Raw genomic sequence first — 23933 nt, forward strand, 5'->3', positions numbered from 1 at the left:
CGCTAGGCTCGGCAGGTGGCACGAACCCCGACGACGCAGCGCTGGCTCGCCGTGCTGCGTTACGCGCCGATCGTCGTGGTGCCCGCTCTGCTCGTAGCGAGTACGTTCCCCGGACGGTTCAGTGTGCCGTCGCACTACTGGCTGCTGTCGATGACCGCGGTGGGTGTCTTCGTCGCGGGCAAGTGGTGGCCGGCGACGGCGTCGGTGGTACTCGCGGCGCTCGCGGTGCCCATGTTCGGCACCGAGGCGTGGGGACCCTCCGAACTCGTGCCCTACCTCGGCGCGATCGCGCTGGCCGACGCCGTGATGCGGCGCGGCGGGTGGCCCTGCGCCATCGCCGCCGTCGCGTGGACCGGCGCGGTGGTCGCCGACGTCGTAATGGACGATCACACCGACGTGTGGTCGGCGATGAGCATCGTCAAAGTCGTTGCCTCCGTCGCCATCCCCGTCCTACTCGGGCTCTACCTGCGCGGTCAGCGCGCACTCGCGGCGTCGTACCGGCAACGGGCGCTCGACGCCGACGCGCGCCGTCGGCAGGAACAGCAGCAGACCCGCACCGACGAACGTGTCGCGCTGGCGCGCGAATTGCACGACGTCGTCGCGCACCACATGGCGTCGATCGTGCTCAGGATCGGCGTGGCACAACATGTTCTCAAGCCACACGACCAGCCGGTCCGCGACGTCCTCGACGACGTCAAAGACACCGCGTCACACGCGCTCACCGATATTCGCCGACTCCTCGTCGCACTGCGTGATCCGGTACTCGGCGACGTTCCGTTGGTCGACGCCGAGCAACTGGCCACCGAGATCGACGCCGGCGTCGAACGGGTGCGCGCTGCCGGATTCACCGTCGAGGCGAAGGTGGCCGATCCGGCAGACATCGCGGGACTCGACGCCATCGGGCGACTGACGCTGCTACGCGTCGTACAAGAGGCGCTGACCAATGCCATGAAGTACGGCGACGCCGAAGATGCTGTGGCGGTGACGGTTTCGCGAGCCGACGGCGCGGTCGAGATCGTCATCGGCAATCGTCGCGGTGGAGCGGCGACCGGAGCGGGCCATGGCATCGTGGGCATGGCCGAGCGAGTGGACCTCGTCGGCGGAACCTTGGCCGTAGGACCGAAAGGTGCTCAGCACTGGCTGGTGCAGGCGCGGATACCCTTGGCGGACAAGGAGATAGATTCGTGACGACAGTTCTCATCGTGGACGACCAGAAGCTCATCCGGGCCGGTCTGCGGATGCTGTTCGAATCCACCGACGGCCTCGACGTCGCCGCGGAAGCGTCGAATGGCGTTGAAGCAGTGGCATTGTCGGCCGAGCTCGACCCCGACGTGATCCTGATGGACCTGCGCATGCCCGGGCTCGACGGCATCGGCGCGACCCGACAGATCGTCGGGTCGGGACGCCGCGCGCGAATCCTGGTTCTCACGACATTCGACGACGACGAACACTTGTACCCCGCGTTGGCGGCTGGGGCGTCGGGATTCGTGGTCAAAGACACCGAACCCGCCGAGTTGGTGCGGGCTGTCCGGCGCGTGGCCGAGGGCGAGATGGTCTTCTCCCCGGAGCTGCTGGCTCGGGTGGTCGATCGGGCGGTGACCTCGGGTCAGGCGCAAGCGGGTGCGGCCGACGATGTTTCGCTCACCGCCCGGGAGCGCGACGTGCTCGCGCTCGTCGCCGAAGGCATGAGCAACGCGGAAATCGCGCAGCGGCTGCACCTTTCGATCACGACCGTCAAGACGCATGTCGCCAACCTGTTGTCGAAGACCGGGGCGGACAATCGGGTGCGGCTGGCGGTGTACCACTTGCGGCGGGGGTCGCATCCTCCGTTGGGATGAGAAATCTCGGACCCGACGGAGGATTTCTCGACGCCGGGTCGCGCGAAGACTTGGTGCATGCTCTCCCGCCGAACAGTACTCAAGACAATCGCCGCGGCACCGCTCGGTGCCGCGGTGGCGTGCTCCGTGCGTCCGTCGCCGGCCGCGCGGCCGGCCGGACCCCGCCCACTTCCGATTCCACCGCTCGCGCCGTCGATCGTCGGCGCTGACGGCGTGCGGCGGTTCAGCCTGGACGCCGCCGCCGGGACGTCGGAGATGATCGCCGGAAAGCGCACGGCCACGTGGGGATTCAATGGCGCCATCCTCGGCCCCACGCTGCGTGCCCGACGTGGCGAGAAGGTCGCGGTCGCGATCACCAACGGGCTCGGTGAAGCCACCACGGTCCATTGGCACGGCATGTCCATCCCCGCCGAGTTCGACGGCGGACCCCACCAGATGATCGAGCCCGGCGGATCGACGATGCCGACGTGGACCGTCGAACAGCAGGCCGCGACGCTCTGGTATCACCCACACCCGCACGGTTCCACGCAGCGGCACGTGCTGCGCGGTCTCGCCGGACTGTTCCTCGTCGACGACGATGCGTCCGACTCGCTCGGTCTGCCGAAAACCTATGGAACCGACGATATTCCGCTGATCATTCAGGACCGGCGGTTCACCGCGGCGGGTGCGATCGACGAGTCCGACAACTCCAAGATCGGCAGCCTCGGTGACACCATCATCACCAACGGGATCGCCGACGCCTACCTGACGGTGAGCACCGGCGCCGTGCGGCTGAGGATTCTCAACGGGTCGTCGGGGCGGCTCTATAACCTCGTATTCGCCGACAACCGCAGATTCGACGTCGTCGCGTCCGACGGCGGACTGCTCGCCGCTCCGGCGGCCATGCGCCGAATCCAGTTGAGTCCCGGCGAGCGCGCCGAAATCGTCGTAGTGCTGCGCGCCGGTGAAAACCTCACGCTCACTTCATCTCCCATCGACGACGACGGTGGAGTGAAGCGATCCGACGCCGATCGGTTCGGCATGACCGACCGGTTCGACATTCTGCGGTTGCGTGCGCAGCCGCGGTTGACGCCGAGCGTCGCGACACCGTCGACGCTGGTGCCGTCGGCCGCGATCCCCACCGCCGGTGCCGTCCGCCGCTCCTTCGATCTGCAGTGGTTCATGATCAACCGCAAACGGATGGACATGAACCGCATCGACTTCGAAGCGCGGGTCGGCGGCACCGAAGTGTGGACCGTCACCAACAAGGACAACTGGCCGCACAACTTCCACGTCCACGACGCCCAGTTCCACATCGTGGACATCGACGGTCGGCGTCCACCCGCACAGCTGGCGGGCCGCAAGGACACCGTCTACGTGCCGCCGGGGAGTCGGGTGCGGCTCGCGCTGCGCTGGTCCACGCACGCCGATCCGATGTACCCGTATATGTTTCACTGCCATCTGCTGATGCACGAGGACCAGGGCATGATGGGTCAGTTCCTGCTTCTGCGGCCCGGACAGCAGGCGATGCCGATGAACATGCCGATGAACATGCCGATGGCGCACTGAGCCGGCCGCACCCGACTACGGCGCCACCGTCAACCAGTCGGTGAAGCCGGACGGATCATGGCGCCCCAGCGCGCCGTGCTCGAACATCCCCCAGCCCTCTTGTTGCGCACCGTCTTCGGTGTGACACACGACGCGCCCCACGTGGTCGATCATGCCGAACGTCGCACGTCCGACGACGGCGGGATCACTCATCGAGTAGCTCACGCGCTCGCTGAATCCGGCGCCTTTCCACAGTCCGTGCGACCAATCCGGATCGCCGCCGTATCCGCATCCGACGTGCAGCGGCATCGCGAGTTTCGACTCCACCTCGAACCGGATCGGCGATCCGCCCGCCGTCGTGGCGTCGATCGTGGCGCCGGTGGGCATTCGAGTGCCCGAGACGTAATGGATCTTCACGCGCGGCCAGCCGAGTTGTTCGACACGGCCGTCGGACCAGACCCGGGTGCAGTCGTTGAGGGTGCGGAAACCGTCGGGCGACTCCTGGATGATCATCACCAGTGCGAAATCGTCGAACGCGATCGGCAGGTACAGCCACCACATACCCTCGAACGGCGGATCTGCCGGGCGCCCAGCGGGTTCGGGCTCGCCGACCGGCCGGATACCCCACGAACGGTCCCGGCTGCCGATCCACGTCGACGGGTCGACGACGATCTGTTCGCCGTCGACGACGATGGTCCCCGACCACGATCCGAGCTGCGCGAAGCGCTGGGCGTCGAGGGTCACCTTGGAACCCTGCCGCATCAGATGGCGTTGCTCCTGTACGACGTCGAAGAGGCCGGTCCAGGTCAGATCGGCGCAGATGCCGTCGGTGTCGTCGAGGACGAGGTGCAACGATCGCAGGGGATCGGGGACGTCGATGCGCAATCCGCCGACGTGTGGGTTCACTCGGTCGGCGTCGATGGCGTCGGATAGGTGCACCGCGGTCTGTTCGTCGCCGCGCCGGATCGCGAAGAACCCGTCTTTGACGCCGAGGTTGGGGTAGTAGCCGAGGCCGGCGATGACGAAGACGTCGCCGGTGCGGTCGTGCGCGTTGAGATATGAGCGGTCGTAGAAATTGCGATCCGACGACGCCGGCCAGGCAATGGGTTGGGCCACTTGGTGGATCGGGAACTCGTCCATGGCGGTGATCATTTGATGTTCTCCCAGTAGGTGCCGGCCAGCATGGCTTCGACGGTGGCTCGGTGCAGGATCATGTCGTCGGGATCGGACGGCGCCTGCGCCTGCCCGAAATCGATTGCGCGACACTGGATGCGGAACATGATGACCGCATGGATGATCGCCGAGTAGGCGGTGTAGAAGTCGAGGTCGCGGGGCTGGTAGCCGGTGAGACGTGCGTACTGCGCCACCACGTCGTCGCGGCGCAGGAACGACGGGATCCCAGCCAGCCCGGCCAGGCCGGCGAGGTCCTGAAAGAACCTGTGCAAGAAGATGAGCCAGGCGAGATCGAGCTCACGGGGACCGTAGGACGCCATCTCCCAGTCGAGCACCGCTCGCGGGCGGAAGTCGGAATAGATGATGTTCCCGATCCGCGAGTCGCCCCAACTGAGCACGGCGTCGGACTCTTCGGGCAGATTGTCGGTGAGCCAGGTCAGCGCCCGTTCGATCAGGGGCGAACCGGTGCGCCCGGTCGCGGCCCACTCGTAGAACTCATGGAGGCGTCGAATATGTGCTTGCAGAGGCGTCTCGTCGCCGACGGGAAGGTCGAGTAGCGGGGGAACCGGGCACCGGTGGATCTCGCTGATGACCCGGATCGTCTCGTTCTGCAAGAGCGTGCGGTCGTCGTCGGACGCCTCACTGACCCATGACCCGAAGGTGTAGGGCATCACGTCCGGCGGGACGTCGCCGTCGACGCGGCCCATCACGAAGAACGGCGCGCCGAGGAACGACGGATCGGTCTCGGACCAGTACAGCGTCGGCAGTGGGACGTCGGTCGAACGCGCGACATGTGCGATGATCCGAAACTGCCGATCGAGATCGTAGGCGGGGAACACCGGATCGCTGTCGGGTTGCGGTGCGATGCGGGCGACGAGGTGATGGGTCTGGCCCGCCCACTCGGCGTCGAGGAGGATGGTTTCGCTCGACATCCCATTCGCTGCCGGCACGTCGACGCGGGTGACCGTCGCGGGGCCGTCGAGCCTGGTCACAAGCCATCCGGCAAGAGATTCGCGAAGTGATTCGGGGACTCGCTTCGACGAGCTGGGCCGGGCTACTTCGTCGGCGGTGGGGCTGATTCCGGCGACTGATGTTTCTTCTGACATGACCAGAAGTAGAACACGTTCCAGTGTTGATTGGAAGGGGAAATAACGGATCTACCTGCGGACATTCGTCCAAGACGATCGACCCGACGGACGCCCGCGCATCCTTGACCGATGGGGTGGACGGTGTTAACTTTCCGGCGTTAACCCGGGGGGTCGATCGGTCGGCGCCGGGGCCAGTTCGAGTCGGAAGGCAGACACCATGATCGTCCGTCTCACGCGTCTGGTGATCAGCGCGCCCCGCATCGCTTTGCTCGGTGGGCTGATCTTCGTGATCGTTGCGGGCGGATATGGTGCGGGTGCGGCGAAGGGACTCCTCGCGGGCGGATACAGCGACCCGAATTCACCGTCCGAACACGCCAACACCCTGCTCGACCAGCAATTCGGGCGGGGCGGTTTGCAGGTGGTACTCAAGCTCGACGCCGCCGCGGGCGTCGACATGGCCACCGATCCCACTGCCCGGCGCGTCGGGAATCAGATCATCGACGAGCTGCAGACGTTGCCGTATGTCCAGAAGCCGATCGTCTCGCTCTGGCATGAGCCGGGCGCAGCCGCGTCGTTGCAGAGCCGCGACCGCAATTCCGCGTTGATCTTCGTGACGCTGTCGGGCGGAGAGTCCAAGGCGCCCGCCTACGCCGACGACATCGCCAAGCAGTTCACCGGGAAACGCGACGGCATCGCGGTGTCGGTCGGCGGGCAGGCAGCCGTGTACAGCCAGGTCAACCAACAGACCTCGCACGACCTGCTCGTCGCCGAGGGAATCGCGGTACCGATCAGTTTTCTGCTGCTCATCGCGGTGTTCGGTGGGCTCGTCGCTGCGGGGCTGCCGATCGCGGTCGGCGTCGTGTCGATCGTGTGCACGTTCGCATTGCTCCGGGCGCTGTCGGAGTTCACCGACGTGTCGGTGTTCGCCCTGAACCTGACCACCGCGCTGGGCTTGGCGCTGGCGATCGACTACACGCTGCTGATCATCTCGCGCTACCGAGAGGAGGTCGCGGCCGGGCGCGATCGTCCCGATGCGATCGTCACGGCGATGGCCAACGCCGGGCGGACCGTGCTGTTCTCCGCGATCACGGTCGGACTCGCGCTCGCGGCGCTGGTCCTGTTCCCGATGTACTTCCTGAAATCATTCGCCTACGCGGGAATCGGCGTCGTCGTGGTGGCGCTGGTCGCCGCGCTGGTCTTGACTCCGGCCATGCTGATGGTGCTCGGCGACCGCGTCGACGCGCTCGACCTGCGCCGTCCGATTCGGCGAGCGCTCGGCATGGGCGCTCCGGCGATCATCCCGGTGGAACGCACCCGCTGGTACCGGTCGGTGCAGTTCGTTCTGCGACACGCCGCTCCGATCGCGGTCGTCGTGGTGGCCGTCCTGTTGGTGTTGGGCGCGCCATTCGTGTCGATGAGGTTCGGCTTCCCAGACGATCGGGTCCTGCCGCCGACGGCGAGTGCGCGCTCGATCCAGGACGACATTCGGCGCGACTTCGCCGAGTCCATGTCGTCACCGGTCACGATCGTGGTTCGAGGTGCCTCGGCGGCGGATCTGTCGACCTACGCAGCAGATCTGTCGAAGGTCGACGGCGTGGCATCGGTGTCCATCCCGGACGGCCGGTTCATGAACGGGCGACGCATCGCCCCGGGGGAGCCCGATGATGCCCGCGGCGAATACAGCATCGTCACCGTGTCGACGAAATACGGGCCCACCAGCGAGGCCGGCACCACTCAGCTGAAGCACCTGCACGACGTGCACTCGCCCGGTGAAGCGATGTTCACCGGACTGGCCCAGACCAACGTCGACTCCGTCGGCGCGATCTACCGGACGCTGCCGTGGGTTCTGCTGTGGATCGGTGTCGCCACGTTCATCCTGCTTTTCCTGTTCACCGGGAGTGTCGTGCTTCCGTTGAAAGCGCTGGTCCTCAATGTGCTGTCGTTGACGGCGACGTTCGGGGCGATGGTCTTCTTCTTCCAGGAGGGGCACTGGGGCGGGCTGGGGACCGAGGCCACCGGCTACCTCGTCGCGACCATGCCGGTGCTCATGTTCTGTGTGGCGTTCGGCCTGTCGATGGACTACGAAGTCTTTCTGCTCGGGCGGATCCGGGAGAGCTGGCTGGAATCGGGCCGGACCCGCGAGGACAGCGATCACGCCGTCGCGTTCGGGCTCGCCAGCACGGGCCGGGTGATCACCGCGGCGGCCTTCCTGATGAGCATCGTGTTCGCCGGGATGATCGCGTCGCAGGTATCGTTCATGCGCATGTTCGGAGTCGGACTGACCGTGGCCGTGCTGATGGACGCGACACTCATTCGGATGTTGCTGGTACCCGCGTTCATGAAGCTCGCCGGACGCGCCAACTGGTGGGCGCCGGGTCCGCTGCGGCGCCTGCACGACAGGATCGGATTGTCCGAGGAGGCCACCACCCGTGACAGTACGTCGCCGAATGCGCTCACCGCGCGGGTCGGGAGAACAACTGCGCGGTGAAATCATTACTGCCGCAACCGAATTGCTGGTGAACCACGGTTCGCGCGATGCTGTCTCGGTGCGCGCGGTCGCCAGTCGGGTCGGCGTCACACCGCCGTCGATCTACCTGCATTTCGCCGATAAGGACCAACTCCTCGACGCCGTGACCGCGGCGTCGTTCGAAAAACTCGACGAGGTTCTCGCGCAGGCGGGCGACGGCCTCGACGATCCGCTGGAGCGCGCGTTGGCCGAAGGGCTCGGTTACGTACGGTTCGCCATCGGCAACCCGGTGCTCTACGAGCTGGCGTTCGCTCCGCGCGCGGGTTCGTCGTCGCCGAGCGGGTCGATGGTCGACGAGGTACTCGCCAGCGCGGCATTTCACCGACTGTCCCAGACCGTGCAAGCGCTCATCGACGAAGGCTTCTACCCACCCGGAGACGTGGTCGGCAGTGTGCTCGAACTGTTCGCCGCCGCGCACGGCGTCGCGTCACTGATGATCACCAAGCCGCATCTGCCCTGGGGCGAGGACCTGTCACACGCGGAGAACGTGCTGCGTGCGGTGTGTTTCGGGCGAGCGGCGATGTCGGTCGTCGGGGATCGAGCGGACTTCGACGACGCGCGCACCGCGGTCCGCTCGCTGCGGGAAATAGTCAAGAGAAGGTAAAGTCGGAACTCGACAGCGCAATCCACCGTTGAATGTGTAAGTGTTAACCCTCAGCGTTGACCCCCACGAGACCTGAGCATCTATACCTAAGGAGTCAAGGTGCGCGAAAGTAGCAACCCGATTATGCGCGGCGTAGTCCGCGATAATCAGAGTGCTTCCCCCCAGCAGGGGAATCCGGGTGGCTTCGCCGGATTCGGTTCCGGCGTCGCCGGCGCCGGAGCGATGGCCAACCAGTACGGCCAGCAGCAATACCAGTACCCGCAGGCGCCGGTCACCGGTCGTCAGCTGACCATCGACGACGTCGTCACCAAGACCGGCATCACGTTGGTCGTCCTTACGCTGTCGGCGATCGCCTCCTACCTCGCGGTCGACGCCAACGCCGCCCTCGCGGCCCCGTTATCGCTGGTCGGTGGACTGGTCGGGTTGGTGCTGGTGCTGGTCGCGTCGTTCGGCCGCAGACAAGACAACCCGGCGATCGTGCTTGCCTACGCCCTCTTCGAGGGCCTGTTCGTCGGCGCCATCTCGTTCGTCTTCGCCAACTGGACCGTCTCCAACGGAACATCCGCCGGAGCGATGCTCAGCCAGGCGATCCTGGGCACCTTCGGTGTCTTCTTCGGCATGCTGTTCGTCTACAAGGTCGGCGCCATCCGGGTGACACCCCGATTCACCCGCATGCTCCTCGCGGGCATGGTCGGCGTACTGGTCCTGATGGTGGGCAACTTCGTCATCGGCCTGTTCAACAGTGGGGAAGGCTTCGGTCTGCGCACCGGCGGCCCGCTGGCCATCATCTTCTCCCTGGTCTGCATCGGACTCGCGGCGTTCAGCTTCCTGCTCGACTTCGACGCCGCCGACCGCCTCATCCGCGCGGGCGCACCGTCGAAGGCGGCTTGGGGCGTGGCCCTCGGCCTGACCGTCACCCTGGTGTGGCTCTACATCGAGATCCTGCGCCTGCTCAGCTACTTCAACAGCGACTAGCGTTGACCAGCCCGACGCCCCCGTTCGCATTCGCGACCGGGGGCGTCGTGGTGTCCGCGCACAAAATCCGTTCGCCCGCATCATGGGACTGCGGCTAGGCTCAGCGATGATTTTCGCCGACGACCCCGGTCTGTCTCGGTGTAGAGCTGCAACGAGAGGGCGAACATGACTGTCGAACACACCGAACCGCACCGATTGTCGCGATCCGACCTGACGGTGATCGGCACACTGCTCGTCGCGAGCTTCGTGGTGATTCTCAACGAGACCGTGATGAGCGTCGCGATTCCCGTCCTGCAAGACAGCCTGGGTGTCCTGCCCAGCGTCGGGCAGTGGCTCACCACCGCTTTCATGCTGACGATGGCCGTCGTGATTCCGTTGACCGGCTACCTGATTCAACGATTCGGTACCCGTGCGATGTTCGTCGCGGCGATGACGCTGTTCACCCTCGGCACCGTGATCGCCGCTGTGGCACCGGGATTCGGTGTCCTGCTCGCCGCGCGCGTGATTCAGGCACTCGGGACGGCGATCATGCTGCCGCTGCTGATGACGACGGTGATGACCCTCGTCCCGGAGGAACGGCGGGGCGTGATGATGGGCAATATCTCCGTCGTCATCTCGGTGGCGCCCGCGCTGGGGCCGACGCTGTCGGGATTCATCCTCGACCACTTCAGTTGGCGCGCAATCTTTTACGTCGTCGCACCGATCGCCGCCGCGACATTGGTGATCGGAGCGTCGGCGATACGCGACGTCGGCGAGCGCTCGACGGCGCCGATGGACGTCGTGTCGATTCCGCTGGCGATCTTCGGTTTCGGCGGACTGGTGTACGGGCTCGCCGGTATCGGTGAGGCAGTCGAAGGTGACTCCGCGGTGCCGCCCTGGATTCCGCTGGTGGTCGGCGCCATCGCGCTTGCGGCGTTCGTCGGGCGGCAGATCGTGTTGCAGCGCACCGACCGTGCCCTGCTCGATCTGCGTGTGTTCAAGTCCAGGGCGTTCACTCTGTCGGTGATCGTGATGCTGGCCGGTATGGCCACGATGATGGGCACCTTCATCGTCGTTCCGTACTTCGCGCAGAAGGTCCTCGAACTCGACGCCTTCCGGACGGGCCTCATCACGCTGCCCGGCGGCATCGTGATGGGTGTCGCGTCGCCGCTCATCGGGCGGATCTACGACGTCCGCGGACCGCGGCCGCTCGTGATCCCCGGCACGGTTCTGATCGCATCCGGCGCGTGGATCCTGACCACGGTCAGCGTCGACTCATCGATCTGGCTGCTGCTGGCGGCCAACCTGGTCCTGTGTCTGGGACTGGCCGCCACGTTCACGCCGCTGATGACACTGGGCCTCAGTTCGGTTCCGCCGCAGCTATATTCGTACGGTTCGGCGGTGGTCGGCACGCTGCAGCAGGTCGCCGGCGCGGTCGGCACCGCCTTATTCATCACCGTCATGACCGTCGTCGCGACCGATCGCGCGACGTCGGGCGTGGCCGTGCCCCAGGCCATCACCGACGGTGTCCGCACGGTGTTCATGGTGGCCGGTGGGCTCGGCGTCGTACTGATCATCCTGGGTTTGCTGGTGCGACGCCCGGCGACGACCGTCGACCCGCAGTCGCCGGATCGCCTCGACGACCCCGACGACGACAAGCTCGCGGTGGGGTGACGGGATCGTCGAGACACGCCCTAGTTCAGGCGCTCCAGCACCATCGCCATCCCCTGGCCGCCGCCGACGCACATCGACTCGATGCCGAAGGTCTTGTCGTGGGTCTGCAGGTTGTTGAGCAGGGTGGTGGTGATGCGGGCACCGGTCATGCCGAACGGGTGGCCGATGGCGATGGCGCCGCCGGAGACGTTCAGCTTGTCGTGGTCGATGCCGAGTTCGTCGGCTGAGCCGAGCACCTGCACGGCGAAGGCCTCGTTGATCTCGACGAGGTCGATGTCCGACAGCGACATGCCCGAGATGCGCAGCACCTTGCGAATCGCCTCGATCGGGCCGAGGCCCATGATCTCCGGCGACAGGCCGGTCGCCGCGGTCGCGACGACGCGCGCGAGCGGGGTAAGCCCCAGTTCCTTGGCCTTGGTGTCGCTCATGATGACCAACGCGGCGGCGCCGTCGTTGAGGGGGCACGCGTTGCCCGCGGTGATGGTTCCATCGGGCCGGAAGACCGGCTTGAGCTGACTGATCTTCTCGTAGGTGGTACCGGCGCGCGGGCCGTCGTCGGTGCTCACGACGGTGCCGTCGGCCAAGGTGACGGGGTCGATCTCGCGGGCGAAGAAGCCCTCGTTGATGGCCTTCTCGGCGCGGTTCTGGCTCAGCACACCCCAGCGGTCCTGGTCCTCCCGGGAGATTCCGGTGAAGGACGCGACGTTTTCCGCCGTCTGGCCCATCGCGATGTAGACGTCGGGAATCAGGCTCTGCTCACGCGGGTCCGTCCAGGTGCCCGCTCCACCCTGGGCGGCCTTCTCGCTGCGCGCCTGCGCGTCGTCGAAGATGGGGTTCTTAGAGTTCGGGTTGCCGTCGGCGGCACCGGAGATACCGAAGCTCGACACGCTCTCGACGCCGCCGGAGATGATGACGTCGGCTTCACCCGAACGGATCGCGTGCAGCGCCATCCGGGTGGTCTGCAGCGACGACGAGCAATAGCGGTTGACGGTCACACCGGGGATGTGGTCGTAGCCGAGTTCGACGGCGAGGACGCGAGCGATGTTGTATCCGCCCTGCCCGCCGGGCTGGCCGATGCCCCAGTGAATGTCTTCGATGTCTTTGGGATCCAGTTCGGGAACCTTGGCGAGAGCCGCGGCGACCATCTGGCGCGACAGGTCGTCGGGCCGGACGTCCTTGAGGGACCCCTTTCCGGCGCGACCGATGGGGGAACGGGCATGGGCGACGATCACTGCTTCAGGCATAACGGTGACGTTACCTTCTGCAGATCGCCCGATCTATCGCAGCACCCGGCGAGTGAATCGCCGGATCAGTTTGTTCTCTTCGACGGTCTCCGACACGACCGGCGGCTTGGGCAGCGGCCCCGGTCCCCATTCGCCGATGGCGGCCAGCACCTCGGGCAGCAGATTCTCCGCGGCGAGCGCATAACCGGCCGCCGACGGGTGATAGCGATCGGGTGAGAACATCGAATCCGGCCGGGACAGAAACTCTTTCGCCAGCACGTCGGCCATCGGCACCGGCCGCCCGCCGTTGCTGCGGACCTCGCTGCGCTGGGCGGCGGCGAGCCGTAACCCGTACTGACGCAACACGGTCCGCAACGGTTGGGGAATCGCGGTGACGACGCCGAGGTCGGGGCAGGTGCCGACGATGACCTTCGCACCGACGTCGACGAGCTGATGCACGGCGTCGCCGAGGCGCCGGGCCGACGGTCCGATCCAATTGCGCGCGGTCACGTCGTTGGCGCCGATGAGGATCACCGCGACGTCGGGCCGTTCGCGCGCGACGATGGCCGCGTCGATCTGTGCGGCGAGACCTTTCGACGTCGCCCCGACGATGGCTTTATTGCTGTACCGCACGACCTTTCCGGTTTCGTCGACGACGCGCCGCACGAGTTGCGCACCCGGCGTCTGCGCGGGCTCATCGACGCCGAGCCCGGCCGCCGTCGAATCGCCGAAGAACATCAAGTGGAAGTCGACCTGGGTGCCGCGGGTGTACTTGATCGGTCCGGGTCCGCGCGGATCGTCGTCGGGCAGGTAGACGCCGTCGGCGTCGGGCGCGTTGTCGGTACGGTGCGGAATGACGGCGCGGGCCGCGGTGGCCTGGCTGTTCAGATAGTTGTAGGCGGCCCATGAGGCGCCCGCACTGGCGGCAGCGGCAGCCACGGTTGCGCCGACGTCGCGCAGCAGCCGGGTCTGTCCATCGTTGCGCTCAGGTTCGTCGGAATGCGACACGAGATTCAGACTAGTGGGGTGTGGGTACCGATGCTCGCACGCCACAGCGAAGGTGGGACGATAGACGCATGCGCATCGCCAATCACGTGATCGACTTGGTCGGCAACACCCCACTGGTCAAACTGAACTCGGTGACCACGCCGGGATCCGGGCTCGTCGCGGCCAAGGTGGAGTACCTCAACCCCGGCGGCAGTTCGAAGGACCGCATCGCGGTGCGGATGGTCGATGCCGCCGAGGCGTCGGGCGAACTCAAGCCCGGCGGCACCATCGTCGAGCCGACGTCGGGCAACACCGGGATCGGCCTCGCGCTCGTCGCGCAGCAGCGCGGTTACAAGTGCGTGTTCGTGTGTCCGGACAAGGTCGGCGAGGACAAGCGCAACGTGCTGCGCGCCTACGGCGCCGAGGTGGTCGTCTGCCCGACCGCTGTCGCGCCCGAGCATCCCGACAGCTACTACAACGTCTCCGACCGGCTGGTCCGCGAGATCGACGGCGCGTGGAAGCCCAATCAGTACGCCAACCCGGCCGGTCCGCAGAGCCACTACGAGACCACCGGTCCGGAGATCTGGGCGGACACCGACGGCAAGATCACCCATTTCGTCGCCGGTGTCGGCACCGGCGGCACCATCACCGGCACCGGGCGCTACCTCAAAGAGGTGTCCGGTGGACGAGTCAAGGTCGTCGGAGCCGATCCGGAGGGGTCGGTGTATTCCGGCGGCACCGGCCGCCCGTATCTGGTCGAGGGCGTCGGTGAAGACTTCTGGCCCGACGCCTACGACCCGTCGATTCCCGACGAGATCATCGCCGTCTCCGATGCCGATTCCTTCGAGATGACCCGACGCCTCGCCCGCGAAGAGGGCCTGCTCGTCGGCGGCTCGTGCGGCATGGCCGTCGTCGCTGCGCTGCGGGTCGCCGAGCGAGAGGGCCCCGACGCCCTGGTCGTCGTGCTCCTGCCCGACGGCGGGCGCGGCTACATGGCGAAGATCTTCAACGATCAGTGGATGAGCAGCTACGGCTTCTTGCGGACCACCCTCGACGGCAAGGAGAAGGGTGAGCCGCTCGTCGGCGACGTGCTCCGCGGCAAGTCGGGCGCGATGCCCGACCTGGTGCACACCCACCCGCAGGAGACGCTGCGCGACGCCATCGAGATCCTGCGCGAGTACAGCGTGTCGCAGATGCCCGTCGTCGGGGCCGAGCCGCCGATCATGGCGGGCGAGGTCGCCGGAGCCGTGACCGAGCGCGATCTGCTCTCGGCGGTCTTCGAGGGTCGTGCCAGCCTGGCCGATCCGGTGGCCGCGCACATGGGTGCCCCGTTCCCGCTGATCGGTTCCGGCGAGCCGGTGTCGGCGGCGACCAAGGCGCTGAGCGAGTCCGACGCGCTGATGGTCGTCGAGGACGGCAAGCCGATCGGCGTGATCACCCGCCACGACCTGCTGGCCTTCGTCTCCACCCGCCCCAACGTCAACTAAACCCAGGAATTTCAAGGACTTTCAGATGAGTGAACAGCGCAGCGCTGCCGATTCGAGCCGCTGGCAAGGCTTTTCGACCAAGGCGATCCACGCCGGATACGACCCGGATCCGTTGACCGGCGCGGTCAACGTGCCGATCTACGCGAGCTCCACCTTCGCCCAGGACGGCGTCGGCGGACTGCGCGGCGGCTTCGAGTACGCCCGTACGGGCAACCCCACCCGGCAAGCGCTCGAAGCGAATATGGCTGCGCTGGAAGGCGGGACGTACGGCCGGGGCTTCTCCTCGGGCATGGCCGCGACCGATGCGCTGCTGCGCGCGACCCTGCGTCCCGGCGATCACCTGGTCATCCCGAACGACGCCTACGGCGGCACCTTCCGGCTGATCGACAAGGTCTTCAGCCAGTGGGGCATCACCTACACCGCGGCACCGATCACCGACGTCGACGCCGTGCGCGCGGCGGTCACCCCGGCCACCAAACTGGTCTGGATCGAGACGCCCACCAATCCGCTGCTCAACGTCGGCGACATCGAGGCACTCGCCGGTGTGGCGCACGACGCCGGGGCAAAACTGGTGGTGGACAACACCTTCGCGTCGTCGTATCTACAGCAGCCGCTGGCCCTCGGCGCCGATGTCGTACTGCATTCGACGACGAAATACCTCGGCGGACATTCCGATGTGGTCGGCGGAATGCTCGTCGTCGACGACGAACAGCTCGACGCCGACATCGCCTTCCTACAGAACGGTGCGGGTGGCGTACCCGGGCCGTTCGATGCCTATCTGACGATGCGCGGCATCAAAACCCTTGCGGTGCGCATGGATCGGCACTGCGACAATGCCGAGAAGGTCGTCGACTTCCTCGCCGGGCATCCGAAGATCGATTCCGTGCTGTACCCGGGTCTGCCGTCGCACCCCGGCCATGCCGTGGCGGCTCGGCAGATGAAACGCTTCGGCGGCATGGTGTCGGTGCGGGTCAAGGGTGGACTGGCAGCCGCACAGGAATTCTGCTCGCGCACTGAGGTTTTCACGCTGGCCGAGTCGCTGGGCGGCATCGAATCGCTGATCGAGCACCCCGGTGCCATGACCCACGCGTCGACGGCGGGCTCGCTGCTGGAGGTTCCCGACGACCTCGTCCGACTGTCGGTCGGCATCGAAGACATCGCCGACATCCTGGGCGATCTGGAGAACGCACTGGGGTAGGCGCGAAGGTCAGCCGACGTGTGCGGCCGGACCTGCCGCACCGTAGGCGGTCCACCCGCCGTCCACGGGGATCTCGACTCCGGTGAGTTGACCGTTGTCCGGCTCGGCGAGAAAGGTGACGACCCGCGCGATGTCGTCGCCCGAGCTCAGCGCAGCGGTCGGGGTGCGTCGCCGCAAGGCGACGTCGTCCAGTCGGCCCTCGCGGACCAGTTGCGCGACGGTGTCGGTACGGGTGTAGCCGGGAGCGACCGCATTGACGGTGATTCCGTGTCGCGCCCAGTCCGCGGCGAGGGTCTTGGTGAACATCGCCTGGGCGGCCTTTGCCGCGGCGTACGCGTGCAGGCGTGGGTCGCCGACCATCCCGACCACCGACGTGACGTTGATGATCCGACCGTATCGGGCGCCGATCATGAAGTCGGTCCCGATCTGGTGGGTACACATCATCGTTCCGAGAAGAAGGACGTCGAGCAACTTGCGCACCCGGTCGGCCGTCATATCCTCGAACGGGCGGGGCGCCTCGCCGATGCCCGCATTGTTGACCAGTACGTCGACCCGACCCCAGCGAGCCTCGACAAGTCGGGAGAGGTCGGCGATCGCCGCGGGGTCGGTAATGTCCCCAGCATGCGGCAGCGCGATCGGACGAGTGCGGTTCTCGTTGAGCCGCCCGCAGACGTGAATCGCGTTGTCGCCGTTGCGATCGTTGACGACGACGCGGTACCCGGCCGCCGCCAGAGCGACTGCGATCGATGCGCCGATACCTCCGCCCGCGCCGGTCACAACGGCCACCCGGTCGCCGCTCACCATGTCCTCGTTCACCATGTCGTCTCCGTAAGCACCCCGTACGCCATGGCTTCCAGTTCCGCTGGAAGCTCGGTCAGCGCGTGGAGCCGCCCGACGCGCAGGGTGTCGTCGATCATCGTGGTGGTTACGAGCGAAAGAGCATGTGCCGCAGCGCGAGAGAGCGCCGGCCGGGCCCGATTCACCCATAGGTCCCACTCGCTACGCAGGTCGGCGTCCCAGCGGCCCAGCCGGTCGGCGTCGGCCGGCGGGAGACTGGACCACTCGGTGATCCGGACGGCGAGTAAGTCAGGCGAGTCCAGCCCGGCCTGCACATATCCGCGGACAACCATCCGCAGGACGCTCTCGGGTTCTTCGCCGTCGGCCCGCGCCATGTGCGTGATCAGTGAATGTGTGAGCCACTCGAGGTATCGGCGGATGAGTTCGACGAGGATCTCGGACTTCGCGTCGAAGTGACGGTAGATCGCCGGCCCGGCGATCCCGACGGCCGCACCGATCTCGCTGTTGCCCACCGAGCCGTACCCGGTTCGGCGAAATGCGCGCGCGGCGGCGGCCAGTATCTGTTCCCGCCGCGACGACAGCGTCGCGCCGGCTGCGTCGGTGCGCGTGCGGACGGTGTCGGCGAAACGCTCGCGGGGAGCGTCGGGTGCCGCGCGAATCGCCGAATGGCACGCACGTACCAGCAGGTCGTCGTACTGCGGTCGAGGCAGTGCGAGATCGTGGTGGCCGGGGCTGGTGATGGCGGACAGCACCGCCCATCCGCGGATCTCTGCATGCCGTGCCGACAGGGCCGGCGTCGCGGCCTGGATCGCGCGAGTGATGCGCTCGACGATCCGATCCAGCCGCCCGCGCAGCAACGTGATCTCGTCCGGTGCCAGGTAACGCGCTTCACGCTGCCAGAGCACCGCGAAATGCGGACTGTCGAGCGACGCTGTCACCAGTTGTGTCAGCAGCGCGGCCAGATCGTCGGGGCCAGATGCCTCGTCGGTCACCGATCGCAGAAACCTGTCCTGGCTCGTTGTGACTATGTGTGAGAGCAGTGCCTGTTTGTTCTGGTAGTGGCGATACACCGCTCGCGCCGTGATCCCGCAGGCCGCCGCGATGTCATCCATCCGCACTGCATCGAAGCCGCGCTCGGCGAACAGCGCGGCCGCGTGCCGCGCGATCACGTCTCGGCGGTCCCGTGGGCGCCGGCTGGTGCCCGACTGTGCGGCCGGAGTGTCGCCCCCGGTTGTATCGCTGGTCGTCTGCTCGTCGATTGTCGCCTGGCCTCGCTGATCTGACTGGACTGCGCTAAGCGTGTGCATCGCGCAAAGTGCGTTTGAGGACTTTACCAGCGCCCGACAGCGGGAGGGCGTCGACGAACTCGACGCTGCGCGGTGCCTTGTAGCCGGCGATGAGCGTCTTGCAGTGGTCGCGCAGTTCGTCCGGGGTCAGTCCGCCGTGGCCGGGGTGCAGTACGACCACCGCGTGGACCCGCTCGCCGAACCGGTCGTCGGGCAGCCCGATGACCGCACACGACTCGACTGCCGGATGGGTGGACAGCGCCTTCTCCACCTCGGCCGAATAGACGTTCTCGCCGCCCGAGACGATCATGTCTTTGATTCGATCGGCGATGAACAGAAAGCCCTCATCGTCCAGGTATCCCGCGTCGCCGGTATGCATCCAGCCCTCGCGAATCGCCGCGGCGGTGGCTTCGGGCATATTCCAGTACCCCGTCATCACGTGGCCACCGCGGCTGACGATCTCGCCGACTTCCCCGGTGGCGGCGTCGGCACCGTCGGGTCGGACGACGCGAATTTCGCTGTGCGGGGCCGCCCGGCCCGCGGAGTAGCGGTGCGGTCCGACGGCACGGTGGTCGGCCGGCCCGAGCAGCGTCGCGACCGGCGACAACTCGGTCTGGCCGTATGCCTGTGCCAATTCGACGTCGGGCAGGAGGGTCAGCAGGCGATCGAGCACCTTCGGTGAGATCGGCGATGCCCCGTATACGAATCTGCGCAGGCTGGACAAGTCGAACGAGTCGAACTGAGGATGATCGATGAGCATCTGGATCATGGTGGGCACCAGGAAGAGGTCGGTGATCTCATGTTGCTGGATCGCCGTCAACACGCGAGTGGGTTCGAAACTCGGCACGATGGCGTGGGTGTTGCCGACCAGCGATTGCGCCGCCCACATACAGAGGTCGGCGAGATGGAACATCGGGGCGGAGTGCAGGAAGCGGCCCGCGGGTGTCGTGAGGAAACCGGTTGCCGCGCAGCCCAATGCGGACGTGATCAGGTTGGCGTGGCTGAGCATCACACCTTTGGATCTGCCGGTCGTCCCACCGGTGTAGAACAACGCGGCCAGTGCGTCGCCGCCACGTCGGGCGTCCTCGATCGCGGTCGCGTCGGCAACGCACCGTTCGTAGTCGAGCCAGCCGGGTTGCCCGTCGTTCCCGGTGTAGATCACCTGGCGCAGCTGTGGGCACAGCGCCTGAATCTCAGTGACTTCGGATCGGAAGTTCTCGTCGACGATGAGTACTTCGACGCCGGCGTCGAGGAGGCTGTCGGCGACCTCCGCGGTACTCCAACGCGTATTCACCGGCACGAGAACGGCATCCGCCCACGGCACCGCCATGAGGTACTCGAGGTAGCGATAGGAATTCAATCCGTGCATCGCGACGCGATCGCCGGAGTTCACGCCTGCTGCACGCAGCGCGCCGGCGAGGCGCGCGATCCGGTCGATGTGGCGGGCGTAGGTGAACTGCACGTCGCCGTCGATGACGGCGACTCGATCGGGGTGCTGCTGGAGCGCCCGGTGCAGCGGCTGCGTGAGATACATCGACGACCCTTCTGTGGCGGAGGTCAACGGGTAGCGCTGATCATGGTCGCGACGATCGTGGCCGGCCTGTCGGTGCGGTTGCTCCATGCGTGCTTCGTGCCGCGTTGAACGAGCGAATCTCCCACGCGCAGTAGCACTTCGGAGTCCTGCAGGACGGCGTACAGTTCGCCTTCGACGACCGTGCAGACATCGACGGTGTCAGTCGCGTGCAACCCGGCGATCTCCTCGTCGGCATGATGTGAGTCGCCGCCGCCGATCGCATTCATAGCGTCGGCGTACGCGTCGCTGCCCTGCCATTCGGCGTCGGGAGGAAAGGAGACCATCCGCACCAGCACGCCGCCGTCGGGTGGGTCCAGCGCCAGTTCGGCGGTCAACGTGTTCTCGGCGGTGACCGCCGGTGGCACACTGTCGATCTGCCACACGTCGGCGACGGTGAAGGTGGGGGTTGCCGCGCGGTGGATCGTCGGGCCGTCGAAGGCGACGGTCGAACGGCCACTCGGTCCGTCGACGGTCGTGACGACACGGGCTTGGTAGTTGTCCAGGCTGCTCATGGTGAATTCTCCTGTCGGTCGGTGGTTTGGGTTTTGGGGACTGGGGTTTCGTCAGATGGTGAACATGCCGCCGTTGACGTTGATCGTCTCGCCGGTGATGTAACTGGCCTTGTCGGAGACGAGAAAGGATGCGACGGAGGCGACCTCGGCCGGATCGGCGAATCGTCCCATCGGAATGGCCTTTTCGATTCCGGCCAATTGCTCCGGGGAGAACGCGCCGAGCATCGGGGTCTGCATCATTCCCGGGGCGATGCAGTTCACGCGAACGCCGTCAGGGGCGTTCTGGGCGCCCAATGTCATGGTCAGGCCGATCACGCCCGCGTTGGAGGCCACGTAGTTGACGGCGGTCGCGACGGACTTCGTACGGCCGGACATCGAGGAGATGTTCACGATCGATCCGCCGCCGTTCGCGGCCATCACGGGTATCGCCGCCTTGCATGTGACGAAGTCGCCGCGCAGCTTTACACCCACGAGTCGGTCCCAGTCGGCAAGGGAAACCGTATCGACCTTGCCGAGTTGCACCAGGCCGGCGACATTGACGAGTGCTTTGAGGCGGTCGCGCCCGGGATGGTCGGCGATGGCGGAAGTCACCGCGTCGGCGTCGAGCAGATCGAGCACCCGCACGTCGACCTCGCTTCCCGACTCGCGCAGTTCGGCGGCCACCGCGTCGAGTCCACTCTCGTTCCGGTCGAGCAGACAGAGGGCGAAGCCGTCGCCGGCGAGTGCTCTCGCGCACGCGGCGCCCAGACCGGCGGCGGCGCCGGTGACGATGGCCAACGGGGATGCAGACATGGACAAACCTCCAGATCAAGCCTTGTGATGCACACCACTTGGTGTTGTGGAGAAGTTATCAGCCATTGACATAGATGGCAATAGAAGGTGATTATCTGTAGCAATGGTTCCGCAGGACGATACTCAGCATGTACTTCTGCAGCGATGGGAAAGAGGCGTGATGACAGATCAGGGTCGAGCGTGGATGACCGACGACTACGCGGCACTTGCGACGACGGCAGCCGCGGTGCTGGCGGTTGAGGCATCGCCGCACGTCGATCGGTGGCGCGAGCAGCACCACATGGACCGAGAGTTCTGGCTGCGGCTGGGTGAGCTCGGGCTACTCTGTTGCGGCGTACCCGCGCAATGGGGCGGCGGTGGTGGGACGGTCGTGCACGACTACGTGGTACTCGACGCATTGGTTCGCGCAGGTATCAGTCCGGCGTCGATGCAGGTGCACAACGTGGTCGTGCCGCACTACATCACCTCCTACGGAACCGACGAACAGAAGCGCCGCTGGTTGCCCAGGATGGCTGCCGGCGACGCGATCGGAGCACTCGCGATGACTGAGCCGGATACCGGGTCGGATGTTCAGGCAATCCGAACGCGGGCTCGGCGCGACGGCGACTCGTATGTGATCTCCGGTGCGAAGACCTTCATCACGAACGGCAGCGTCGCCGACGTGATCATCGTCGCCGCGACCACCGACCCCGCGTTACGGGGCAGGGGAATCGGCCTCTTCGTCGTGGAAACCGCACAGTGCCAAGGGTTTTCCGTCGACAGGGTCCTCAAGAAGCTGGGGCAGCATGAGTCGGACACCGCGGAGCTGTCGTTCGACGAAGTGCGCGTCGCGGCGGCGAACCGGCTGGGGGAGGAGGGGGCGGGATTCGCGATGCTGATGGGGCAACTGCCGGCGGAACGGCTGCTGGTGGCCGTCACGGCGACCGCGGCGATCGAACGTGCAGTCGAGCTCGCCACTCGCTACGCGAATGAGCGTCATGCGTTCGGCAAGCCGCTGATCGCGCAGCAGCACGTGAAATTCGAGCTCGCCGAATGCGCGACCCATGCCCGAGTCGCGCGAGTGTTCCTCGACTCGTGCATCGCGAAGTTGCTCGCCGGAGAGCTCGACGAGACGACGGTGTCGATGGCCAAATGGTGGTTCGCCGAACTCGAGGGCCAGGTGGTCGATCGCTGCCTGCAATTGTTCGGCGGTTACGGCTACATGGATGAATTTCCCATCGCCCGGCTGTACGCGGCCGCACGCGCCCAGCGCATCTACGGTGGAAGCAGCGAGATCATGAAGGAAGTGATCGGCCGAACCCTGGTCGACCCGGCACGAGGCGCGACGGCATGACGACCGAAGATCGGATCCGGGTCGAACGTCCGGCGACCGGTGTTGCTCGAATCGTGTTGGCGCGCGCGGACAAACGCAATGCGCAGGACCCGCGCATGCTTTACGAACTCGATGCCGCACTGCTCGCCGCGTCCGTCGACGACGGCGTGCGGGTGATCATTCTGGCTGCCGACGGTCCCGACTTCTCGTCCGGACATGACCTGTCGGCGCCGTTCGAACTGCCCGGTCCACCGACGGCGACGATGCAGGGCGGATTCGACGCCCCGGGTGTCGAGGGGCATTTCGCATTCGAATGCGAAGCCTTTCTCGGCTTGTGCCGACGGTGGCGCGACCTGCCCAAACCGACCATCGCCCAGGTGCAAGGGCGGGTCATCGCCGGCGGACTCATGCTGGTGTGGCCGATGGACCTCATCGTCGCGGCCAGCGACGCGTCGTTCGCCGACCCGGTCTCGGCGTTCGGCGTCAACGGCATCGAGTACTTCGTGCACACCTTCGAGATGAGCGCGCGCCGAGCGAAGGAACTGTTATTCACCGGCGACGCGATGAGCGCGCGGGAGGCGGCCGCCATCGGCATGGTGACCGAAGTCGTCGAGCCTGACGAATTGGCCGCCGCGACACTGCGATTGGCGATCAAGATCGCCCAACGACCGGCCTTCGGACTGCGCTTGTCGAAGATGAGCGTCAACCGGTCGCAGGATGCGCAGGGTCTGCAACAGGCGATCGACGCCGCATTCGCGCTGCACAATCTCGGGCATGCCAACAATCTGGCCCGATTCGGGACGATCGTCGATCCGTCGGGCGTCCAACAGGTCCGGCAGAGCAGACCTACCTCTTCGTGAAGTGTTTGAGGGTATCCGCCTCGACGGTCCCGAAGGCTCCGCTGGAGATCGGCGAGGACAACCACGGCGGAAGGGCGCGTCCGCTCAGTTCGATGCCGAACAGCCACACCAGCCGGCAGCCGTACTCGGCCGGGGATACCTCGGTGAGTTCACCGAAGCGTTTCAGTCCGGGCATCGAACCGCGGACACCGTGGAAGGCGTGCCGGTAGGTGTGGGTCTCGGGGTCCTCGTCCCAGATGAAGAACTCCTCCTCCATCGTCGCGAAGCCCGGAGCGAGCGCGATCGATCGGGTGGTCCCCACGCCGTAGGGCTTCGCGGAGGTGTAGATGACCGACTTCAGTGCCCGGCACCAGTCGAGAGTGTTCTGCCGGGTGAACTCGCCCCACGCGTGTTCCGGGCTGACCGGCAGATTCACGTCGATGCGGTAGTTCATCGGTGCGGTGGTGAAGAATGACTCGTCGGTGATGGGTTCGAGTGGGTAGCGGCTACTCATTCGCTCACTGTAGGGCGTGGCGCCCGT

General features: G+C 66.4%; 21 protein-coding genes. 11 read left to right on the forward strand and 10 right to left on the reverse strand.

The genetic code is table 11. The features are described 5' to 3' along the window. Positions 1-15: 15 nt before the first annotated feature. From HH308_RS13910 to HH308_RS13920, 3 genes are read left to right on the forward strand one after another with little or no spacing between them, the layout of a single operon-like run. On the forward strand, positions 16-1188 hold the full coding sequence (locus tag HH308_RS13910) for a sensor histidine kinase (protein ID WP_170194817.1): 1173 nt from the start codon (positions 16-18) through the stop codon (positions 1186-1188). Next, entirely contained in the window at positions 1185-1838 is a 654-nt protein-coding gene (locus HH308_RS13915; RefSeq protein ID WP_170194818.1) for a response regulator, read from the forward strand. The genes HH308_RS13910 and HH308_RS13915 overlap by 4 nt, the downstream gene beginning before the upstream one ends. Before the next feature lie 57 nt (positions 1839-1895). Then, positions 1896-3386, forward strand: a complete 1491-nt coding sequence (locus tag HH308_RS13920; protein ID WP_170194819.1) for a multicopper oxidase family protein — start codon at positions 1896-1898, stop codon at positions 3384-3386. Positions 3387-3401: 15 nt separating this feature from the next. Here the strand turns inward: HH308_RS13920 and HH308_RS13925 are convergent, their stop codons facing one another. Both HH308_RS13925 and HH308_RS13930 read right to left on the reverse strand, forming a co-directional pair. Further along, complete coding sequence (locus HH308_RS13925) at positions 3402-4517, reverse strand: Rv3169 family protein (RefSeq protein ID WP_170194820.1); 1116 nt, start codon at positions 4515-4517, stop codon at positions 3402-3404. Continuing rightward, positions 4514-5644 (reverse strand): phosphotransferase family protein, encoded by a 1131-nt coding sequence (locus HH308_RS13930; protein ID WP_170194821.1) that lies wholly within the window; start codon positions 5642-5644, stop codon positions 4514-4516. The genes HH308_RS13925 and HH308_RS13930 overlap by 4 nt, the downstream gene beginning before the upstream one ends. 199 nt (positions 5645-5843) lie before the next feature. Here HH308_RS13930 and HH308_RS13935 point away from each other — a divergent pair, with 199 nt between their 5' ends. From HH308_RS13935 to HH308_RS13950, 4 genes are all read left to right on the forward strand, one after another. Then, complete coding sequence (locus HH308_RS13935; RefSeq protein WP_170194822.1) at positions 5844-8114, forward strand: MMPL family transporter; 2271 nt, start codon at positions 5844-5846, stop codon at positions 8112-8114. Continuing rightward, positions 8056-8757: a TetR/AcrR family transcriptional regulator gene (locus HH308_RS13940; protein WP_170194823.1), complete on the forward strand. Its 702-nt coding sequence runs from the start codon at positions 8056-8058 to the stop codon at positions 8755-8757. Before HH308_RS13935 ends, HH308_RS13940 begins: the two co-directional genes overlap by 59 nt. A 99-nt stretch (positions 8758-8856) precedes the next feature. Continuing rightward, positions 8857-9732 (forward strand): Bax inhibitor-1/YccA family protein, encoded by an 876-nt coding sequence (locus HH308_RS13945; RefSeq protein WP_170194824.1) that lies wholly within the window; start codon positions 8857-8859, stop codon positions 9730-9732. Between the two features lie 165 nt (positions 9733-9897). Next, positions 9898-11385 (forward strand): MDR family MFS transporter, encoded by a 1488-nt coding sequence (locus HH308_RS13950; RefSeq protein WP_170194825.1) that lies wholly within the window; start codon positions 9898-9900, stop codon positions 11383-11385. 20 nt (positions 11386-11405) lie between these two features. Here the strand turns inward: HH308_RS13950 and HH308_RS13955 are convergent, their stop codons facing one another. Both HH308_RS13955 and HH308_RS13960 read right to left on the reverse strand, forming a co-directional pair. Continuing rightward, positions 11406-12629, reverse strand: a complete 1224-nt coding sequence (locus tag HH308_RS13955) for an acetyl-CoA C-acetyltransferase (RefSeq protein WP_170194826.1) — start codon at positions 12627-12629, stop codon at positions 11406-11408. A gap of 33 nt (positions 12630-12662) precedes the next feature. Beyond that, positions 12663-13616: an SGNH/GDSL hydrolase family protein gene (locus HH308_RS13960; protein WP_312870588.1), complete on the reverse strand. Its 954-nt coding sequence runs from the start codon at positions 13614-13616 to the stop codon at positions 12663-12665. Between the two features lie 68 nt (positions 13617-13684). On the opposite strand from HH308_RS13960, the gene HH308_RS13965 reads away from it, so the two are divergent. Continuing rightward, positions 13685-15082 carry a cystathionine beta-synthase gene (locus HH308_RS13965; protein WP_170194827.1) on the forward strand — a complete coding sequence of 466 codons (1398 nt, stop codon included), beginning with the start codon at positions 13685-13687 and terminating at the stop codon, positions 15080-15082. 25 nt (positions 15083-15107) lie between these two features. Next, positions 15108-16280 (forward strand): cystathionine gamma-synthase, encoded by a 1173-nt coding sequence (locus HH308_RS13970; protein WP_170194828.1) that lies wholly within the window; start codon positions 15108-15110, stop codon positions 16278-16280. Positions 16281-16289: 9 nt separating this feature from the next. Here the strand turns inward: HH308_RS13970 and HH308_RS13975 are convergent, their stop codons facing one another. The 5 genes from HH308_RS13975 to HH308_RS13995 form a co-directional block, all read right to left on the reverse strand. Next, positions 16290-17099, reverse strand: coding sequence for an SDR family NAD(P)-dependent oxidoreductase (locus HH308_RS13975; protein ID WP_170194829.1), 810 nt, complete (start codon positions 17097-17099; stop codon positions 16290-16292). Continuing rightward, positions 17093-18247, reverse strand: coding sequence for a TetR/AcrR family transcriptional regulator (locus tag HH308_RS13980; RefSeq protein WP_170194830.1), 1155 nt, complete (start codon positions 18245-18247; stop codon positions 17093-17095). Before HH308_RS13980 ends, HH308_RS13975 begins: the two co-directional genes overlap by 7 nt. A gap of 124 nt (positions 18248-18371) precedes the next feature. Next, positions 18372-19898 (reverse strand): acyl-CoA synthetase, encoded by a 1527-nt coding sequence (locus HH308_RS13985; RefSeq protein WP_170194917.1) that lies wholly within the window; start codon positions 19896-19898, stop codon positions 18372-18374. 23 nt (positions 19899-19921) lie between these two features. Beyond that, positions 19922-20449 carry a cupin domain-containing protein gene (locus HH308_RS13990; protein ID WP_170194831.1) on the reverse strand — a complete coding sequence of 176 codons (528 nt, stop codon included), beginning with the start codon at positions 20447-20449 and terminating at the stop codon, positions 19922-19924. Between the two features lie 51 nt (positions 20450-20500). Further along, a complete protein-coding gene (locus tag HH308_RS13995) occupies positions 20501-21241 on the reverse strand; it encodes an SDR family oxidoreductase (RefSeq protein ID WP_170194832.1) in 741 nt (246 codons plus the stop codon). Positions 21242-21401: 160 nt separating this feature from the next. On the opposite strand from HH308_RS13995, the gene HH308_RS14000 reads away from it, so the two are divergent. Further along, positions 21402-22574, forward strand: coding sequence for an acyl-CoA dehydrogenase family protein (locus tag HH308_RS14000; RefSeq protein WP_170194833.1), 1173 nt, complete (start codon positions 21402-21404; stop codon positions 22572-22574). Further along, positions 22571-23413: an enoyl-CoA hydratase gene (locus HH308_RS14005; protein ID WP_170194834.1), complete on the forward strand. Its 843-nt coding sequence runs from the start codon at positions 22571-22573 to the stop codon at positions 23411-23413. Before HH308_RS14000 ends, HH308_RS14005 begins: the two co-directional genes overlap by 4 nt. On the opposite strand, the gene HH308_RS14010 is transcribed toward HH308_RS14005, so the two are convergent. Beyond that, entirely contained in the window at positions 23400-23906 is a 507-nt protein-coding gene (locus HH308_RS14010) for an SRPBCC family protein (RefSeq protein WP_170194835.1), read from the reverse strand. The two genes, HH308_RS14005 and HH308_RS14010, sit on opposite strands and share 14 nt — an antisense overlap. Positions 23907-23933: the final 27 nt, after the last annotated feature.

It is taken from the genome of Gordonia asplenii (assembly GCF_012933505.1).
Classification (GTDB): Bacteria; Actinomycetota; Actinomycetes; order Mycobacteriales; family Mycobacteriaceae; genus Gordonia; species Gordonia asplenii.